This window comes from Psychrobacter sp. Cmf 22.2 (genome assembly GCF_001921745.1).
In the GTDB taxonomy this organism is placed as follows: Bacteria; Pseudomonadota; Gammaproteobacteria; order Pseudomonadales; family Moraxellaceae; genus Psychrobacter.
The window spans coordinates 72,957-92,668 of the sequence record NZ_MRYA01000002.1 but is presented as its reverse complement, the minus strand read 5'-3'; the positions used below and the strand labels follow the sequence as shown (position 1 = coordinate 92,668).

Annotated in this window: 16 protein-coding genes; 4 read left to right on the top strand and 12 right to left on the bottom strand. The window is 43.5% G+C overall.

Going from position 1 to position 19,712, the window contains the following annotated elements; genetic code table 11:
• Positions 1 to 127: 127 nt before the first annotated feature.
• Positions 128 to 1,492, top strand: coding sequence for an aromatic acid/H+ symport family MFS transporter (locus tag BTV98_RS04595; RefSeq protein WP_058368809.1), 1,365 nt, complete (start codon positions 128 to 130; stop codon positions 1,490 to 1,492).
• A gap of 313 nt (positions 1,493 to 1,805) precedes the next feature.
• Here BTV98_RS04595 and BTV98_RS04590 read toward each other — a convergent pair whose 3' ends face one another.
• Positions 1,806 to 2,675: a LysR family transcriptional regulator gene (locus tag BTV98_RS04590; RefSeq protein WP_075103037.1), complete on the bottom strand. Its 870-nt coding sequence runs from the start codon at positions 2,673 to 2,675 to the stop codon at positions 1,806 to 1,808.
• A 93-nt stretch (positions 2,676 to 2,768) separates the two neighbouring features.
• Here BTV98_RS04590 and BTV98_RS04585 point away from each other — a divergent pair, with 93 nt between their 5' ends.
• Together BTV98_RS04585 and BTV98_RS04580 are read left to right on the top strand one after the other, a co-directional pair.
• Entirely contained in the window at positions 2,769 to 3,269 is a 501-nt protein-coding gene (locus BTV98_RS04585) for a lactoylglutathione lyase family protein (protein WP_075103036.1), read from the top strand.
• A 384-nt stretch (positions 3,270 to 3,653) separates the two neighbouring features.
• Positions 3,654 to 4,478, top strand: coding sequence for an enoyl-CoA hydratase (locus BTV98_RS04580; protein ID WP_058368808.1), 825 nt, complete (start codon positions 3,654 to 3,656; stop codon positions 4,476 to 4,478).
• Positions 4,479 to 4,506: 28 nt separating this feature from the next.
• On the opposite strand, the gene BTV98_RS04575 is transcribed toward BTV98_RS04580, so the two are convergent.
• The 7 genes from BTV98_RS04575 to BTV98_RS04540 all read right to left on the bottom strand — a co-directional run bounded on the left by BTV98_RS04575 (position 4,507) and on the right by BTV98_RS04540 (position 13,092).
• A complete protein-coding gene (locus tag BTV98_RS04575) occupies positions 4,507 to 5,223 on the bottom strand; it encodes a cupin domain-containing protein (protein WP_058368807.1) in 717 nt (238 codons plus the stop codon).
• Between the two features lie 36 nt (positions 5,224 to 5,259).
• Complete coding sequence (arfB, locus tag BTV98_RS04570) at positions 5,260 to 5,673, bottom strand: alternative ribosome rescue aminoacyl-tRNA hydrolase ArfB (RefSeq protein WP_058368806.1); 414 nt, start codon at positions 5,671 to 5,673, stop codon at positions 5,260 to 5,262.
• Between the two features lie 439 nt (positions 5,674 to 6,112).
• Positions 6,113 to 6,373 (bottom strand): hypothetical protein, encoded by a 261-nt coding sequence (locus BTV98_RS04560; RefSeq protein WP_075103035.1) that lies wholly within the window; start codon positions 6,371 to 6,373, stop codon positions 6,113 to 6,115.
• Between the two features lie 6 nt (positions 6,374 to 6,379).
• Entirely contained in the window at positions 6,380 to 9,586 is a 3,207-nt protein-coding gene (locus tag BTV98_RS04555; protein WP_075103034.1) for a type I restriction endonuclease subunit R, read from the bottom strand.
• A gap of 45 nt (positions 9,587 to 9,631) precedes the next feature.
• Complete coding sequence (locus BTV98_RS04550; protein WP_058368802.1) at positions 9,632 to 10,093, bottom strand: hypothetical protein; 462 nt, start codon at positions 10,091 to 10,093, stop codon at positions 9,632 to 9,634.
• Positions 10,094 to 10,160: 67 nt separating this feature from the next.
• On the bottom strand, positions 10,161 to 11,513 hold the full coding sequence (locus BTV98_RS04545; protein ID WP_058368801.1) for a restriction endonuclease subunit S: 1,353 nt from the start codon (positions 11,511 to 11,513) through the stop codon (positions 10,161 to 10,163).
• Entirely contained in the window at positions 11,503 to 13,092 is a 1,590-nt protein-coding gene (locus BTV98_RS04540; protein ID WP_058368800.1) for a class I SAM-dependent DNA methyltransferase, read from the bottom strand. Before BTV98_RS04540 ends, BTV98_RS04545 begins: the two co-directional genes overlap by 11 nt.
• 243 nt (positions 13,093 to 13,335) lie before the next feature.
• Here BTV98_RS04540 and BTV98_RS04535 point away from each other — a divergent pair, with 243 nt between their 5' ends.
• Positions 13,336 to 14,277 (top strand): acyltransferase, encoded by a 942-nt coding sequence (locus BTV98_RS04535; protein ID WP_058368799.1) that lies wholly within the window; start codon positions 13,336 to 13,338, stop codon positions 14,275 to 14,277.
• 275 nt (positions 14,278 to 14,552) lie between these two features.
• On the opposite strand, the gene BTV98_RS04530 is transcribed toward BTV98_RS04535, so the two are convergent.
• The 4 genes from BTV98_RS04530 to BTV98_RS04515 form a co-directional block, all read right to left on the bottom strand.
• Positions 14,553 to 16,097 carry an acetyl-CoA hydrolase/transferase family protein gene (locus tag BTV98_RS04530; protein ID WP_058369676.1) on the bottom strand — a complete coding sequence of 515 codons (1,545 nt, stop codon included), beginning with the start codon at positions 16,095 to 16,097 and terminating at the stop codon, positions 14,553 to 14,555.
• A 211-nt stretch (positions 16,098 to 16,308) separates the two neighbouring features.
• Positions 16,309 to 16,731, bottom strand: coding sequence for a hypothetical protein (locus BTV98_RS04525; protein WP_058369677.1), 423 nt, complete (start codon positions 16,729 to 16,731; stop codon positions 16,309 to 16,311).
• A gap of 245 nt (positions 16,732 to 16,976) precedes the next feature.
• Positions 16,977 to 18,023 carry a histone deacetylase family protein gene (locus tag BTV98_RS04520; RefSeq protein WP_075103033.1) on the bottom strand — a complete coding sequence of 349 codons (1,047 nt, stop codon included), beginning with the start codon at positions 18,021 to 18,023 and terminating at the stop codon, positions 16,977 to 16,979.
• A gap of 263 nt (positions 18,024 to 18,286) precedes the next feature.
• Positions 18,287 to 19,711, bottom strand: coding sequence for an aldehyde dehydrogenase family protein (locus tag BTV98_RS04515; RefSeq protein ID WP_075103032.1), 1,425 nt, complete (start codon positions 19,709 to 19,711; stop codon positions 18,287 to 18,289).
• Between the last annotated feature and the right edge of the window lies 1 nt (position 19,712).

Below are 19,712 nucleotides of genomic sequence, written 5' to 3'. Positions count from 1 at the left end.
ACACCCTAAAAAATCAAAACCCATACTTTATAGGTATATTTTTATACTTAGATAGTTTTTGACTTGCTCATCAGAAAACCATAACTTGTTAGATAGTTATAAGGATATTACCCATGGAGAAACACGAATGGAATCACCCACCTTAAATATCAATAAAGTTATTGATGAAGCCAAATTTGCGCCCTTTCATTGGAAGGTGCTGTTTTGGTGTCTACTGATTATCATCTTTGATGGTTATGATCTCATCATTTATGGCGTCGCCCTACCGCTACTTATGGAAGAGTGGTCATTGACTTCAGTACAGGCAGGCTTTCTTGCCAGTGCTGCCCTATTTGGCATGATGTTTGGTGCCATGATTTTTGGTACTTTGTCTGACAAAATCGGCCGCAAAAAGACCATCATGATCTGCGTCGCCCTATTCAGCAGCTTTACCTTTTTTGGGGCCTTTGCTAATGGTCCAATGCAGTTTGCGGCTTTACGCTTCATTGCCGGTCTTGGTATCGGCGGCGTGATGCCCATCTGTGTGGCGCTGACCTCTGAATACGCTCCAAAGCGTATGCGTAGTACGCTAGTCGCCATTATGTTTAGTGGTTACGCGATAGGTGGTATGGCATCCGCATTGCTAGGATCATTTTTGGTGGTAGATTATGGCTGGGAGATTATGTTTTATATCGCAGGTATTCCTACCTTGCTATTACCAATCATTTGGAAAATGCTGCCTGAATCTTTGATGTATTTGGTCAAAGAAAAAAGACATGACGACGCCAAAAAAATCGTCCGCAGACTTGCACCACAAGAAACTATCACGACCTCCACTACCTTAATATTAGATGAACCAACCAAAGGCGATGACGCTCCTATCAAAGCGTTATTCCTAAAAAACCGTGGCTTTACTACCATTATGTTTTGGATCGCCTTCTTTATGTGCTTGTTGATGGTCTACGCTCTTGCCAGCTGGTTGCCGAAGCTGATGATTCAAGCAGGTTACTCGCTAGGCGCTAGTATGCTGTTCTTATTTGCGCTTAATATTGGCGGGATGATCGGTGCTATTGGTGGCGGTGTGCTGGCTGATAGATTCCATTTAAAACCAGTATTAACGATTATGTTTGTCGCTGGTGCTGCTGCATTGATATTACTTGGCTACAACAGCCCACAAGTGGTGCTCTATACCCTTATCGCGATTGCAGGTGCGACTACTATTGGCTCACAGATACTGCTCTACACCTTTGTCGCTCAGTATTATCCGACCGCTGTACGTACCACTGCTATGGGCTGGGCATCGGGTATCGGTCGCATTGGCGCTATCGTAGGTCCTATCTTGACTGGAGCGTTACTCACGCTTGAGCTTAGCCACCAGATGAACTTCTTGTTTATTGCCATACCAGGCATGATCGCTGCCGTCGCTATCTTCTTAGTGAATCTAAGCGCCGCAGTTGATGGTAAAAAAAGCAATGTACCAGCAGTGGCATTAGATACGCCAGTATCCACTTAATATAGTCAGGTCAATATAAAAGAGATACAGTGAGACTGGGACAAATTTTGCGAAGCCTCTGTCAGCGTAGACACAGCACGCAAGAAAAATTTTTCCCAGTCTCGCGTCATAATCTAATGTATACATTTAATTTAGTATCAACTATAGCAGTTATAACGGTTAAAGAATGTTTTGGCTGGTATTGATTAACAGGTTGGTAAATAAAAATAGCGCACTCATATTATGAATGCGCTATTTTTATATGGGCAATTTTTAAGCGTGCAACTTCAAATCTTTTTCGAAAATAGTTAATTTATAAAGTCTTACTAAGTTCTTATAACCACTTTTTTACCTCGTTAATAACGGTTTGCATTCTATTGGGTAGGGCTTGCTGGCACCTTACGGCAAGATATAGTGTTTCACTCACTGGCGTTGGCAAGCGATGACTGTTAATAAGCTCAGGGTTTGCGTACGCTGCAACCGCGTGTGCTGGTAATACAGTAAAGCCAAGCCCCCTACTGACAGGCTCTAAAATCAAACCAATTTGATTAGAAAACCCTTTTTTCTTAAAGTCATTAATATGCTGGAACTCAGCGTAATTGGTGCTCAGCAGCATACTGGCATGATGGGCACCATCAGGATGATCGATGAAACCAAGCGCTATGAGTGTTTCCCAGCTTGGCTCATCAGTCATCGCAGGCGTCACTAGTATTAACGCTTCCTGAGCTATTGACTGGCAACTTATCCCCTCATCATTTGAGATATCCGTCATAAATCCAATATCAATGTCGTGTTTCGTAAGCGCTCGCTCTATATCGCTATTTGGCGCAAAGCGATAATCAATCACCAACTGTGGATACTGTTGTTGTAAGGTTAAAAGCTGCGGATACAATTTTAAGCCCACGCTACCAGGAGACATGAGTCTCACTAGCCCTGAATAGGCGGGGTCGTCACCGATACGCTGTTCTAGATTTGCTAGACGCTGCAAGATATCATCCGCTTCCCTATATAGCTCCTCGCCTGCATCCGTCAATGAAAGCTGCTTACCTTGACGAATGAGCAAGTCGACGTCTAACTGACTCTCAAGCTTACGTATGTGCTGGCTGACACCTGACTGGGTCATATGTAGGCGCTCAGCAGTGCGGGTAAAATGACCCACTTCAACAAGGGTACAGAACGTACGTAGCCACGTGATATTCATCATTACGATACATACTTATCTTTATAATAAATGATAATTTTACGTAATGTATATAGCTTTGTACACTACTCCCGTATCAAAACAGGAGTACAAACCATGAATAACGTTTATCCGAGAAGCTTTTCACACATTGGTCTTTCCGTCCCTGATCTAGAGACGGCAGTAAAATTCTATACCGAGGTAATGGGTTGGTACACCATCATGGAGCCAACCGAAATCGTTGAAGATGATAGCCCGATTGGTGAGATGTGTACGGAAGTCTTTGGCTCAGGCTGGGGCAGTTTCCGTATCGCTCATCTCTCAACTGGTGACCGTATCGGCGTTGAAATCTTTCAGTTCAAAAATCAAGAAAATCCTGAAAACAACTTTGAATACTGGAAAACAGGTATTTTTCACTTCTGTGTTCAAGATCCAAATGTGGAAGAGCTCGCTGAGCGCATCGTCGCAGCAGGCGGCAAAAAGCGTATGGAAAAACCACGTTATTACTACCCCGGCGAAAAACCTTACCGTATGATTTATATGGAAGACCCGTTTGGCAATATCGTTGAAATATACAGCCACAGCTATGAGCTTATTTATAGCGAAGGCGCGTATTAGGTATAGCGATTAAGAGTAAAGTAACGGTTTATGTTAAAAGTTAAGAAAAAACGAATTTATCTCTACATGTCGATTTATTCTTAATAAAGATACGAATAGCGCACTCATATTATGAATGCGCTATTTTTATATGTGCAATTTCAATATCAGCACTCTATTGTATAACTCGCCTACCATGCTATCATTCAAGTGAATGAACAGAACACCAACTATAGTCAATACTAAATAAAATCGATACATGATTACGATACATTATTAATAGTCACGTGCTACTGGTATAAATTTTGCTTGCTTGCTGTGCCTACGCCGACAGATGCTGCACAAAATTTACCCCAGCAGCACGGTATCTTTTTTAGAGTGAATCAACTATATCAAGGATGATGAATGAATACTACAAACAAAGAAGCCCCTACTACTGGCATCAACGAACCGTTAATTATCAGAGAAGACAGTAAAGATGCAAGCGGCGTCGTCACCCTCACGTTAAACCGCCCCAAGCAATTCAACGCGCTATCGGTCGATATGTTATCCGCTATGCAGGCAGAGCTGGACAGCATCGCCCAAGATAGTAATATACGTGTGGTCGTCATTGCGGCGAATGGCAAGGCATTTTGTGCAGGTCACAACCTAAAAGAGATGCGTGCAAACTCAGATGAGGCATTCCACAGTGCGTTATTTAAGCAATGTAGTCAAATGATGCTGACCATCAATCAGATGCCGCAAGTCGTGATTGCCAAGGTGCAAGGCATCGCTACCGCCGCAGGCTGTCAACTGGTCGCGGCCTGCGACTTAGCGGTAGCTTCTGATGAGGCTAATTTTGCGACTTCTGGCATCAATGTCGGACTGTTTTGTTCAACCCCTGCCGTTGCCGTCAGCCGCAACCTATCTCGCAAGCAAGCTTTTGAAATGCTTATCACGGGTGAGTTTATCGATGCTCATACAGCCATGCAGCAAGGACTGATTAATCGTATAGCTTCAGCGGATCAGTTAGATGCAACGCTGCAATCTTTAATCGATGCCATTACTGCCAAATCCTCTGTCGCGGTCAAAACGGGCAAAGATATGTTCTATAAACAATTGGACATGGATTTAGCGGATGCCTATGAATATGCTGGTAAAGTGATGACGGGTAATATGATGGCAGACGATGTAAGCGAAGGCATTGACGCCTTTATCGAAAAGCGCCATGCGGTATGGACGGGACGTTAATCGCTTTATTAGCGTCTAGATGTCCTTACTATCTATCCTTTTCTTCTATGAGCTCTTGGACATCTGCGCCAATAATTTTAGCAAGATGTCCCGTCTTAAGGTAGACGGTAGTGCCATCTGTACCTGCTTTCATCTGTGGCTGCACACCTACGGGCAAGCGTAGCCAGCTACCTTGTTTATGCGTTTTATCGCCTTCTAGCAGAGTGCCTTTGACCACCAGCAGTTCTGCACCACCCTCAATCGCTTGAGTCATAAGATCTTCTGTGAATAATGCATCACCTGCGCTCAAACGCTGTAAACTCACCTGTTCGCTATCGTCCGAGAATAAAGCACAAACCTCATGGTTGCCGACTCGTTGCCAGTTTACGCTATCGTGCGTATCGATAGCGACATGACGCTCTTCGGACGGTGACATCTGTCGCAGCTTAACAAAGATAACCGCACCTTCATCGCTATAAGGCGTATGGCCTGATGTTGGCGGATTGCGTAGATACCAGCCAGCGGGATAGTGCTTATCATCAGCAGAAAAAGTACCTGACAATACCAAAATCTCCTCACCACCCGGATGCTGATGATGCGGAAAATGCGATCTTGGCGCATAACGCACAAGGCTAGTCGCCCGCGCCTTCTCTGCGCCCACTCGATCAAGCATGACGCGCTCGACGCCATTTTGTGGTGATTTAATCCATTGATGCTCTTCAGCCATCAGCTCAGCACGACGTGAAAAATCTGCATTAATTAGCATAGGATATTGTCCAAATTCGGTGTGAGAGTATCGAGCTTAATAATCAACCTTACCGCGTAAGGCTTTGGTTTTGCCGCGCTGCGTCTTTTGATCGACACGTTTGCGCTTAGCACTTTTGCTCGGCTTGGTAGGTTTGCGAGCTTTGACGACTTGGGTAGATTGCAATATAAAAGCTTTGAGACGTTCAAACGCGTCAATCTTGTTGCGCTCTTGGGTACGGAATTGCTGAGCTTTTAGGACGAATATACCCTCTTTAGTGATACGGCTGTCTTTACTGTCTAATAAACGCTGCTTTTGCACGTCACTCAGACTTGAGGCATTGATATCGAAGCGTAGATGAATAGCGGAGGAGACTTTATTGACGTTTTGCCCGCCTGCTCCTTGCGCGCGGATGGCGCTAATCTCGACTTCACTATCGCTTAGGCTAATGGTATTACTGATAAAAATCATAGTTGTCTTTTATTTCTTTTAAATAATTGGTTTTTTAGATGGTTTTCTCCTATATGGGGTGTGGTTAAGCATTTATAAATAGGGCGTTCCTTCTAACACTTTATTGCATTGAACCAAGCATAGCGCCTACTAATAAAAACGGAATTGACATCAGTATCTTAAAAACGGAATCTCTGCATTTTTCCCAGCGCGTAATAATGAAATATAAGTTGGCAAATGGAAGAAATAGATATAACAGACCCCAAAGTATGGATTCTTGAAAGGCAATAATAATCAGTTTAATCCCATAGATAAAAGAGATGATGACACCAATAATAAATAAAACAATTCCTATGATCTCCATAGTTGCGCTCCTAAAATAAGTTTGATTTGAAATCAAGATTTTGTACATCAATATTATTCTGCTCCAGTCATAGCAAATACCAAACTATTTTGACTGTCACAACCTTCTCTCACCTTTATAAAATGCTCGTCCAAAATATAAGAAAAATGCATAAAAAAACGCGCTGCCTAGCACCACATCAGCAGCACTTACTGTTGAAGAATTTATCGCGGCAACCACCATGACAAAAGCGGTGGAAATCATAGGTAGCGTATAGCGCAATAGTTTGTGAGGCCAAAAATAACCACCTAAGGACATCAGTCCTACCAGTATGATGAACGCAAGCCATGTATCAATTTCACCAGCTAATATTGACATACCAGTCTACACCGCTCGGTGACGCTTAAAGTTTTCTGCCTGCTCAAATATCTCTTTATAGACCTCTTTTGGGTCTACAGGTGGATAGCCCCATTCATCTAATAAAATCATCAGATCAAATTGTAGCTCAGCTTTGATGTCCTCACGCTTGTTCCAATCGGTGTATTTAGCCTTGTCATCTATCAGTTTTTTTACCTCTTTTGACAGCTCGAGCAGCTTATCTTCTGGATAGCTAAAGTCGTATTTATGCGCAAGCATGATTAAAATGTCATAAAAAGCTTTTTCTTCAAAGTTGATACCCATCTCACCGAATGACGCCATCTCTGTGCGCAGCTCGTTATACATTTTTATAATCTCATCGGAGAAGTCGCTAATCACCTTCGGTTGTAGCACATCTTGCTCATCACGCTCGTTATATTTTTCGACCAGCGCATTCATTTTTTTACTAAAATCAACGCCCTTCACTTTGTTGGTCTTTTTTAGCTCACCGATGGCTTTTGCCAGTAGCTGTTGCAGCAGTTGCAGCTTGGTATTGGGTTGTTTGACCATTTCAAGTTTGGCCAGATAGTCATCATCAAAGATGTCTATCTCACCATCACTGTCATCCCCGAGCTTAAATATCTCTTCTACTCCGTCACTGATTAGGGCATCTTTGACAAGGTCTCGCACCTTTTGGTTCATTTGTTCGGTGTCAGGCGCTCCGCCCGTAGTAATCTTAAAAATGATGCTACGTATCGCGAGGTAATAATGGATTTTGTTTTTGTGCGCTGGGGTCAGCTCTGCACTACCGACACAGATATCGTAGGCGGATTTCATGCGGCGGGTGAGATCCATAAAGGTCTTTTCAAGCTTTTGCGTGCGCAGCGCAAAGTCAGCAGCAGCGTTTAAACAATTCAGCTGTTGAATCGGGGTACCATTAAAGTAAAGGCTGGCATCAAACTTATAATAAAAAGTATCAAGCAGGCTTAAATGATCTTTTACGACTACCACTGATTTTTGGATATCTTCGAAGTCTTGCACTTGACCGCCTGTGTAATGCGAGAGCGCTAGATTCATCTGCTTTTTAATCCCGATATAATCGACCACTAAGCCGCTTTCTTTACCTTCAAACTTACGATTCACTCGTGAGATGGTTTGAATCAAGCTGTGCTTTTGCAGTGGTTTATCGATATAGATGGTATCGAGAAACGGTACGTCAAAGCCTGTGAGCCACATATCGACGACGATGGCGATCTTGAAGTTGGATTTGCCGTTTTTGAACTGTCGATCGAGCGCTTTGCGATAGTCTTTATTACCGAGCCTATCCCACAGTGCTTTTGGATCGTCTGGGTTGCGAGTCATGATCATTTTGACCCGCTCAATAGGTGTGATTTCTTTTTGCTCTTGCTCAGTCAAGCTTGAGCTTTCTTCGCAGGCTCTGATCTCATCCCATTCGGGGCGCAGCGCTATGATGTCTTGGAATAATTGATAGGCAGCTTCACGGCTGCTACAGACAAACATAGCCTTGCCTTTTTGGGTGGTGCCCTCGCTCACGCGTGCTTCATAATGCTGAACAAAGTCCTCGGCGATGGCCCGTATACGGTCAGGGTCACCAAGTATGGTAGACATACTCGCCATGGTCTGCTTGCTTTTATCGACCTGATAAACACTGGCGCCCGACTCTACGCTGTGCTTGTAGTATTTCTCTACTTCGTCGAGTTGACGACCATCGAGCAGCACTTTTGCTGCGCGGCCTTCATAAACGATACGTACGGTGATTTCATCAAATACCGACTCGACCATGGTATAGCTGTCGACTACAGGGCCGAAGACATCAAGGGTGGCATCAATCGGTGTGCCCGTGAAGCCAACGTAGGTGGCATTGGGTAATGAGTCATGTAAGTATTTAGCAAAGCCGTAAGACTTCTTTACCCCATCTTCGGTGACGGTAATTTTTTGCTGGAGATTGATTTGGCTACGATGCGCTTCATCAGAGATACAGATGACGTTACTGCGCTCGGTCAAAAGTGCTAAGTCTTCGGTGAACTTATGAATGGTCGTCAGGAACACGCCGCCACTTTTGCGCCCTTTTAGCTGTTCGCGCAAGTGCGCTCGGCTCTCGACACTGATGATATTGTCATCGCCGATATAGGTCTTAGCATTGGTAAAGGTCTCAGACAGCTGACCGTCTAAGTCAGTGCGGTCAGTGATTAAGATAATGGTTGGACTACCAAGCTTAACGTCTTTCATCAGCAGACGTGCTAGAAACAGCATGGTAAAGCTTTTACCGCAGCCCGTCGCGCCAAAGTACGTACCGCCCTTTCCATCACGAGCGCCATCTCGAACGCCATCACATGAGCTATTATCGTCAATCAGATTGCCCTGGTTGTCCGTCAGCTTCATGTGCTGTTTGATGTTAGCGTAGAGCTTGGCGGCCGCATAATACTGGGGATAACGACAAACGATTTTCTCTTCCCTGCTTGATTTGTCAGGCACATAGATGAAGTTTCGGATGACATCGAGCAAACGAGCTTTATCAAATAAGCCGCTCATCATCGTTAGCAGTGAATGAATACCGTCTTTCTCTAACTTTTCATCGCCCGTGATCTTGCGCCAAGAGTAATAGAACTCATAAGGGGCAAAGAACGAACCCATTTTTGAATTGACGCCATCACTGATGACGCATAGGGCGTTATATTTAAACAGCTCTGGAATGTCGCGCTTATAGCGAGTGGTCAGCTGGGTGTAGGCATCATACATGGTGGCATCTTCACGGATGCTGCTTTTAAACTCAAACACTACCAGTGGTAAGCCATTGATATAGAGAATGCCATCAGGTATACGCGTCTCAAAGCCTTGTATCTCCATCTGATTGACGATGCGATAGCGATTGTTATCGAGTGCTTCATAATCGATGAGCTGGATGTATAAGTCTTTTTGGGTATGGTCTTCACGCTTGAGTAAAAAGCCATCTGCGACCCATTTCATAATGGCTTTGTTTGTGTCGTACAGATCGGAGGCAGGGAGGTATTCGAGCTTATGAATGATGGACTCAATCTCATACTCTGTGATTAAGTCTGCTTGATAACGGCTCGCCAGAAACTGTCGAAGATCAGACTTAATCAGCACATCATCAGGATTGCGGTCGAGTGTTTCGCCAAGTGTATGTGGATAGCCCTCAGCTGCTAGCAATTCAATAATGGCTTGTTCAAGCCTGTCTTCGGTGAATTTCAATGGTGCGTCCTTTTTTATATTTTTGATAAGAGCAATAATATTTTATTATTGCTTCTTTTTAAGCAATTCAATTTCAAGTTTTTCTTTCTCAATTTGAAGTTCTAAAATTGCACTTTTCTTAATGGACTCAATATCTACTTCGTACTTATATTTTTCTAGTTGAAAAGTAACTAATTTATCTTGTTGAGGCTGTATTCTAAACATCCATATCGAAAAACCAAACAAACCAAGAAGAGTGCCAAATATAGCTAGCCCGACTAATAAATTATTAAAGCCATCCCTATCTGAAATTATGACTTCTCTATACCCTTCTATAATATTCTTAGTCTCGTCTGAAAAATTATTACTATTTGCATTATCTAATTGAATAGCAATATCGATAAGCTGAACATTAGCTTCTTTCGTAATATATATGGTCGCACCTAAGCTAAATATTAAAAGTATTAATCCGAAAAGAGCAAAGAATTTATAAACATTATCTGTAGGTAATGGAACTTTATTCTGCATACTTTCTATCGCTATATTTCAAATGATTATTGAAACTCAACCTACTAAAACTCTCAGCAGTGCTCACCTATGCATCCTCTAACATCGCAGCAGCAGAAACACGCAACTCACCTGACATTAACTTAGGTAAAAGAGTATCGCGGAGTTCAGATAAAGAAATAGCCTGCTTTGAACGAATATTATTTGCTAAATACATAGGTTTTACTTTATTTGAAAACTCTTCCATCAATATTAGTGGAGGTATTGCTACTGACCAGCTCATTATTGCTGCTTTATCGCCACGTGGCATTTTGGTTCCTTTTGACGTTGCAGTCATATAATCAAAGAAAGAGTCCTGATAAAGAAGGCTAAATAGATATTCATTAGCTACAGCATCATTAGCTTGAAAGCCTAAAACATCATTTGACCGACCACCACTGAAACTAGCAAGCCATATCTTTTTGAAGTATGGACGTATATTAGAAATCAGGGTTTGTCCCACAGAGAACTTTGGAACTTGACTAGTACTCGCGATACTTGCTGCGTAAGAAATACCCGCTTTTTCTTTATTCATATTCTCAGTAGAAACATAATTTTCCAAACTGAGTTCTGAGGTATTTATTTTACCTTTTCCGAAGAAGCAAATATCAGCAAGCGTTCCAGATTCCCAACCCTTCGGAATCCACCCCATCTCCTCCGTAAACTCAAATTCATCAGGGAATAAATTCTGAATATTTGAGTTCTCTTTTTTCTCAATGGCTTGACGCTGCTCAGCACGCTTAGCGAACACATCAGGAATAGCATTGCCAGCCGCTAGCGCATTATCAATGACAGGATCAAAATCTACAAACCAGCTTTTAAACAATGCCTGCGCCATCGCTTCTAGCGTCTCGTTCATTTGGCGGTTTAGCTCGATTTTGTCATCTAAAGAACCAAGAATATGGGCAATATTGTTTTGAGTATCTAAATCTGGTTTAGGAATACCTAAGTTTTCTATCATGCTTTTAGTTAAAGCATGTCGAGTTGCACCTGCACTTGCATAATTTAATAATAATTGTTGTACTTGCGGTGATACTAGTTGATACCTTAGATATAAAGGATTAAACGAGCTTTCTTTAGGTCTAATTATTGAAACATGCTGATTAACTCTGGCAGGTAAGACCTGATTGTCGACCATGCAAACCCTAGCAACCGAGTCGCCAGTGATATTCAGCAAAATATCATTTTCTTCCACGATAACGTTTTTTAGTTTTCCAGCAGCTTCTGCCGTTATAAAGACCAAACCATCTTTTTTAAAACCGTCGTTATAAATATTTTGACTTCTTATTAATGTGATTTCACCTTCTTCGAGATAAACGCTACTCCCACCCCTAGGCGTTGCACCACTACCAATTTTTTTACAATGATCTACTAATGAAACTACTTCCCAATCACTCGCCATAACCCAATACCTCCAAGTTCTGACGAATGGTAGCGTCTAGCTTTTCAGACTCTTGCATTTGTGCATATAGCGTTTGGCTTAGCTCTAGCATTTTAGTCTCAAACGGAATACCGTCATCTTCAATCGCTGCTGCACCTACATAACGCCCAGGAGTCAGCACATAGTCATTGGCTTTGATATCATCTAGGCTTGCCGATTTACAGTAGCCTGCCTCATCGCTATAGGCTTCATAACCACCTACTTCCTTCTCACCGCGCCATGCATGATAAGTCTTAGCAATCGCCTCAATATCATCAGTGGTGAGTTCTTTATGTGTACGATCGACCATACTGCCGATAGCACGTGCATCAATGAATAGCGTTTCACCACTACGATTACGCAATCCACGTGCTTTGCTATCAGCGGAGGTGGCTTGCTTGTCTTTACTAATAAACCATAAGCACACCGGAATCTGCGTGGTATAAAACAGCTGACCCGGTAGCGCAATCATACAATCGACCAGATCGTTTTTGATGATTTGCTCGCGTATCTCGCCTTCACCACTGGTTGTGGTGGACATCGAGCCGTTTGCCAATACGAAACCAGCAGTTCCATGCTCAGAGAGCTTAGATATCATGTGCAATATCCATGCATAGTTGGCATTGCCCGTCGGCGGTGTCGGATACCCTGCCCAGCGTGGATCATCGACCAGCTCATCAGGGGCGCGCCAATCCTTTTGGTTAAAAGGTGGGTTTGCCATGATGAAGTCCGCTTTTAGGTCTTCGTGCTGATCTTTAAAGAACGTATCGGCAGCCACATCACCCAAGTTGCTAGAGATACCACGAATGGCAAGGTTCATCTTAGCGAGTTTGTAGGTCGTGCTGGTGTACTCTTGCCCATAGATAGACACGTCTTTGGTATTACCGTGGTGACTCTCGATAAACTTAATCGACTGGACGAACATACCGCCCGAGCCACAACAGGGATCATAGATTTTACCTTGATACGGCTCAAGCATCTCAGCTATTAGATTCACCACAGACTTAGGTGTATAGAACTCACCACCGCCCTTGCCTTCAGTCGCGGCAAACTTACCTAAGAAATACTCGTACACGCGCCCTACCGTGTCCTCGGAAGGATTGCCAATAGTGTCGATGTTATTGACGACATCAATCAAAGCGGCAAGCTTACTGGCCGTTAAGCCAAGACGCGAGAAGTAGTTATCCGGCAATGCCCCTTTTAATGATTGGTTGGTTTTCTCAATCGTGCTAAGCGCAGTGTCGATTTTGAGCGCGATGTCTTCTTGCTTGGCATTCTGCTGGATAAAACTCCAACGGCTCTCCTCTGGCAAGTAGAACACGTTATCTTTGGTATAGGCTTGCACCATGTCGATATGTTTTTCATAGCCTGTATCGATCAGCTTTTGGCGCTGCTGCTCAAAAGTATCACTGATGAACTTTAAGAAAATCAAGCTAAGGACGATATGCTTATATTCTGAGGATTCGACGCTACCTCGTAGCTTGTTGGCAGCATCCCAAAGGGCTTCTTCAAAGTTGCCATTGTCTGTTTTATCTTTTTTGTTTGCAGGTGTTTTTGCCATGTTTCTTGATTCTCTTGTTTTAACTAAATGGTATTGACTGATAATTTCATTGCCGGCAAGTATAACGCACATTGGACGATTGGATAAGCGCTATAAAGCCTGCTGGCGGTTTTGGTTTTTTATTATTACCCGTTATATGTAATGACCAGTCACACCACTATTGATGCACGAATATGAATATCTGCTAAAATTATGCCATTACACTGATAACAACTAATAACAGACAAATAGAAAGGATTTGATATGCGCTTGGCATCCGTTTTTCAAAAAATGCACGACCGTACGCCCAAACTTGCCAAAGCAGTATCGCTGGCAACGGCGACGGGCGTCATTGTAGGAAATAGCTTCGCTGGCAGTATTCCTGTGTGGCTTATGGGTGCGACCAAAATGATTACTGGCGCAGCTATCGCGGACAAGGCGGTGATCAAAATCGCCAATCATTGGATTAATAGTAATAACGCTGTGATCGACATGGTGTTACCACAAAAAGACTGGCGCATCAGCCTACCTGATGACGTATATACAGACGGCAAATACCTACTCATTAGCAATCATCAATCATGGGTTGATACCAGTATTGTCCAGTATATTAGCCAAGATCGCCTGCCTTTGACGCGGTTTTTTACCAAGTTTGAATTGATATACATTCCTATCGTCGGTCAAACCTTTTACTTTTTAGACTTCCCTATGATGCGTCGGCATTCTAGAGCGGATATCGCCAAGAACCCCGCCTTAAAAGGTCAAGATCTCAAAGAAGCACAACGTGCCTGCGCGCTGCTTAAAGACAAGCCTTTCACTTTACTCAATTATCTAGAAGGAACGCGCTTTACGCCTGTTAAGCATGAAAAGCAGCAGTCGCCCTACACGCATCTGCTCAAGCCACGAGCAGGCGGTTTGGCGCTAGCTATCAATGCCTTGGGTGCAGAGGTAGACGGTATATTGGATATGACGATTGTCTATCCTGATGGCGTACCGACTTATAGTGACTTGTGGAAAGGTAATATCAAGCGCTTGGGCGTCGATGTCCGCTATATCGACATACCGGATGGTTTGTCCGTGGCTGTTCAAAATGGTGGTTATCAAAATGATGATGCCGTCAAAGCCAGAATGTTTGAATGGGTTGAGCATATATGGCGCCAAAAAGATGAGCGCATCACCAAGATGCTGGCTGATTTTGAAACATAGGAGCCTGAAAGCTATTTTTGATAAATAAAAAACGCCTCTCAAAAACAGCATAGTGCTGCTGGGATAAATTTTTTGAAGCCTCTGGAGTGCAAAGCGCACAGCAAGCGAGGAAAATTTATACCAGCAGAACGCTATTTTAAGCGTATCTCTTTTATTGTGAACTGACTACAGCGATTTAGAAGCTATTTTTAGATATAAAAAAACGCCTCTTACCTAATGATAGATAAGAGACGTTAATACTATTTTACTGCTACAAATTTAGAACGATAAATCACTTATACAGCGATGCGCATTTTATTAAGACGCATATCGCCCGTCTCAACAAAACGCTGATGCCATGACAATGCTTCATTTAGAAGATGCGGCGTCTGTAGCCCACTGGCCTTGGCGGCACGGTCATAGTAGTCTTGCAGCATTGGGCGATAGTCTGGGTGCGCACAGTTATCGATGATCGCCTGCGCCCGTTGACGCGGTGATTTACCACGCAAATCAGCAAACCCTTGCTCCGTCACCAAAAACATCACATCGTGCTCAGAGTGATCATGATGCGATACCATCGGCACGATAGTAGAGATAGCGCCGCCTTTAGCCGTAGATGGACTCACAAAGAACGAGAAATGCGAGTTACGAGTAAAGTCACCCGAACCACCGATACCATTCATCATCTTGGTACCCATGATATGGGTTGAGTTGACGTTACCATAAATATCCGCTTCGATCATCGCATTCATAGCGATAATACCAAGACGACGGATAACCTCTGGATGGTTGGTGAATTCTTGCGGGCGCAGTACGAGCTTGTCACTCAAAAACTCGATATTGTCATTGAAGCGCTGCAAAGCATCTGGGCTAAACGACAATGCCGTGGCCGACGCTGACTTCATTTTGCCACTAAGTACCAGATCAAGCATACCGTCTTGCAGTACTTCGGTATACCCCATCAAATCATCAAACGGGCTGTCTTGTAGACCCATCAATACAGCGTTTGCCACATTACCCACACCAGACTGTAGCGGCAATAGGTTTTTTGGCAAGCGGCCTTTTTTGACTTCATGATCTAAGAATTCGATGATTTGTGACGCAATCGTTTTAGAGTTTTCATCTGGATCTGCAAACTTGCTATTACGATCTGGCGCATCGGTCATGACGATACCGATGATCTTATCGAGATCACACTCTAGGTACGGCGTACCGATGCGATCATCTGGCTTGACAATAGGAATTGGCTGACGGAACGGCGGCTCATCAAGGTCTGCTGGGATATCATGCATACCATCTAACATCATGCTTTGACGCGAGTTGACTTCGATGATGACTTTTTTGGCAGTTTTGAGCCACTGGTTGTTGGTACCAATGCCCATTGAAGGAATGATTTTTCCTTCGGGCGTGATACCTGTCGCTTCAATCAAGGCAATGTCCATATCGCCATAGAAGCCAAAACGAACCTGCTGCTCAAAGTGTGATAAGTGCATATCAACGTAGTGAGTGTTACCAGCGTTGATGTGGTTACGCATGGCAGGATCAGATTGGAATGGCGCACGAAAATTAATACAGTTGGCTTCTGCCAATACACCGTCACAGTCATGAGCGGTGGACGCACCCGTTAGCATGCCAATGCCAAACGCTTCGCCACGAGCATGAGCGTCTTTGGCACGATTAGCGATAGCAGTTGGGACAAATTTTGGGTAGCCTGCACCTGTAAATCCTGCGACACCAAGCGTCATGCCATTTTGTACAAATGAAGCTGCCTGTTCAGCAGACATGATTTTTTCACGCAAACCTTCATGACGGACGCGTTCTTCGTGGTTGATTGAACCCATAGCAATATTCCTATTAACTTCCTTATTAAAAAAAACCTCAATACAATGAATACTAAAACAAACATGACAATGAGGTAAATTTGCAACGAACCCGCTAATACGATTTCGTTGCAGCATTTTGGACAATTTTTCTACAAAAGGCAAGCAGACGCGCTTAAGTATAGGCGTTTGACTTTGAGCCAAAGCTGCTCAAACGCCAATCTGTATGACTTTACTTCGCCGATAGCGTGGCGAGCAGCTTGTTTATCTCAGCTTTAAATTCTTTGTCTTCTATCTTGTTGGCACTGGTTTTGGCGTTTTTTAGACTGGTGAGAGCCGCGTCTGTTTGACCCAACTCAATCTGTAACTCCGCCATAGAAAACGCAATCGATGCCATATGATCTTTTGAATTAATGGCGATGGCTTTTTTGAGTGCTTTTTCATAAATAATGAGCGCAGCCTCTAAGTCTTCGGTGAAGTCAGCGAGCGTCTCCCATTGCTCTGGGTGATCTTTATCACTCTTCTCATTTTCAATGCAAAGATTTTTTAGCTGTCCATACAGTGCGTCAAAACTCTCTTGATCATTTTTGCTATCGGCTTCTAGTAGCTTTTCAGCTAGCACATAAATGGACTTATATATTTTGGTATTAATCATGACTTACAGCCCCTTTATGCGACTAGATTGGATAAATTGCTGATGATTATAGCGTAAATTGACAGGTTGGATAAGCGTTATAAAGCTTACTTGGCATTTATATGCCAAAAGATCTATCAAAACTTAGGCTACCAATGGATAAATATAAGACAATACAAAGTAAGACACGATAATCGATACCGTGTCCTTTGCATGTTAAGTCAGCTTTTATTGGAGCCATATTTATCGAATAATCGGACAAATGATTAGCTATCTTCTCCTACTAGCCCTGATAAAAACGCCTGCAAATTCTCATTGAGCTTTTGGATATAATAGCCACCCTCTACCAGCACAATCAAAGGTTTGTTTAACGCTCTCATTTTTTGCGCCAATATCTTAAAGCCTTCTGTACTGACTTTACATCTCGCTTCTGGATCATCTTTGTAGACATCAAACCCTAAGACGTGGACGATGACATCAGGATCAAAGGTCTTCATGGTATCGATGGATTTATCGACATACTCAAAAAAGCCTTCCTCATCAGTCCCATGTGGCATCGGAAAGTTAACGTTATAACCCTCTCCCTCACCCGTCCCTCTCTCAAATTCATGACCGGTGACGCCCGGATAAAAATTGACAGTATCACCGTGTACCGAGGTATATAGGACATCTTTACGCTCGTAGAATATCTCTTGAATACCCTGACCGTGATGCATATCCGTATCGATAATGGCTATTTTGGCATATTTTTGCCGTAAATGTTCTGCGATGATGGCAGCGTTGTTTAGGTAACAAAATCCACCTGCAGCGCTTCTACGTGCATGGTGACCGGGCGGCCGTGAAAAGCAAAGTTGTATATCGGTTTCATTGCTTGAGTCGCTGTCATCATTGAGCAGGGCTTCGGCCGCATTAAGCGCCGTCTGCGCTGACCAATAGATAGATATCCACGAATGCTCACTGATTGGCGCGCTATCATCGGCCTGATATTTGGCCGCTTTTGCCATGATACCCAGTCCAGGATTGTCATACGGCACAAAAATCCCTGTCTGTACTTGGGCGCCTAAGTCCTCTTCTACGGCCATCCATTCATCAAAGCCGTGTTTTAAAAACTCAACATAACCAAAGTCATGCACCGCTAAGATTGGTCCCATCCCGATCTCTTTAGCATTTGTAACCTCCAGCCCCAATGCCGCTGGTGCTTTTAACATCTCGACCATACGCTCCGGTATTTCTAGCGGCTCATGCATTTTTCCATAAGAAAAATAAGGCAGTGGTCTATGCAGGCTTAGGTTTTCATGACTGTATATTTTCACTCTGTACACTCCATTGTTTATGACGCAGTCCATTTTTTATGATGCCATCAGGGCCTTTTATGTGCGACCAAAAGTCATCATATTATTATCAGCAACCATTGAATATATGCCAAGAAGTGGTGTGAGTCAAATGATATGAACAGTTATCAGATGTGAACAGTGATTAAATATAAATAAACTGTCAGATATAAATAAAGATTCTATGCTGCCGTCATCTTTGCATCATAGAATCTTTAATAAACTTTGGTGTTAGTAAAGCGGATTTAAGATTTAAAAGTCTGCACAGTTTGGATAAAGGTAAATTCTTTTAGACCCGCTTCTCCAAACTCCACCCCAAACCCTGAGTCTTTTACGCCGCCAAATGGTGCATCGGGCTGAATCATGGCATGGTTATTGATCCAGACTGTGCCGCACTCTAAGCGAGAAGCAATTTTCTGTGCCTTTTCAATATCTTGTGACCACACTGATCCGCCCAGCCCAACTTGCAAGCGATTGGCGCTATCTATTGCCTCCTCTACATCGCTAAATTTAATGATAGGTAAAATAGGCCCAAATTGTTCTTCATCGACCAATCTTGCCCCGTCATTGATGTCACTAACGAGTGTGATCGGATAGAAATAGCCGCTCTCGTCCGTGACGTCACCGCCGCATAAAAAGTTGGCACCACGCTCTTTGGCGTCTTTGGCAAGCGCTTTTACGATATTGAGCTGTTCTTGATTCTGTAGCGGTCCAAAGTCAGTATCTTCATCAAAACCATTACCCGTCTTCATACTATTAGCCATGTTCGTTAATGCTTCACATAGCTCATCATGCACAGATTCATGGACATAAAGGCGCTTTAGGGCAGCACAAGTTTGGCCATTATTAATAAAAGAGGTCGCAAATATCTTTGGCGCACAAGCGGCGATATCAGCATCTGCTAAGACAATGCCCGCATCGTTGCCACCAAGCTCTAGTGTTAAGCGGGTAAGATTGTCAGCTGCGCTTTTCATGATGGCTTTGCCCGTGGGCGTCGAGCCTGTAAATACGATTTTTTGTATATCTTGATGTGACGTCATCGCGGCCCCAATATCCCCTTCTCCAGTCACTATATTTAACACTCCAGCGGGCAAAATGTCTTTAGCGATTTCGCCGAATCGTAATACGGTCAATGGGGTCATCTCAGAGGGCTTCATGACAACTGTATTACCTGTCAATAGTGCAGGGATAATGTGCCAAATACCTATCAGCAATGGGTAGTTCCACGGCGTAATCGAACCTACTACCCCAAGTGGCTTGCGATGCAGCTCTATACGCGCGGTGTCGTTATCTTGAATGACCTGCGGCTCCAATGTCATACTAGCGGTCGCGCGTATCCAAGCGAGTGTACCACCAAACTCAAAGCCTGCACCCAGATCTGCAAAGCCTTTTGTCGGCTTACCCTGCTCTTTGGTCAGTAGCGTCATCAGCTCCTCACCGTTATCTTCGATAGCATCAGCAAGCTGCATCAAAAGATCTCTGCGCTCCTCATAAGTCAGTGCCGACCAAGTGGGGAACGCTGATCTGGCCGCTGCTACCGCATCATTTAACTGCGCAGTGGTGGCCTTTGGGCAGCGAGCAATGACAGATTTGTCCGCTGGATTGACAACGTCAAAATAGTCAGTGGTGCCAACACTTTCACCGTTGATAATTAAATTAAATTCTTTCATT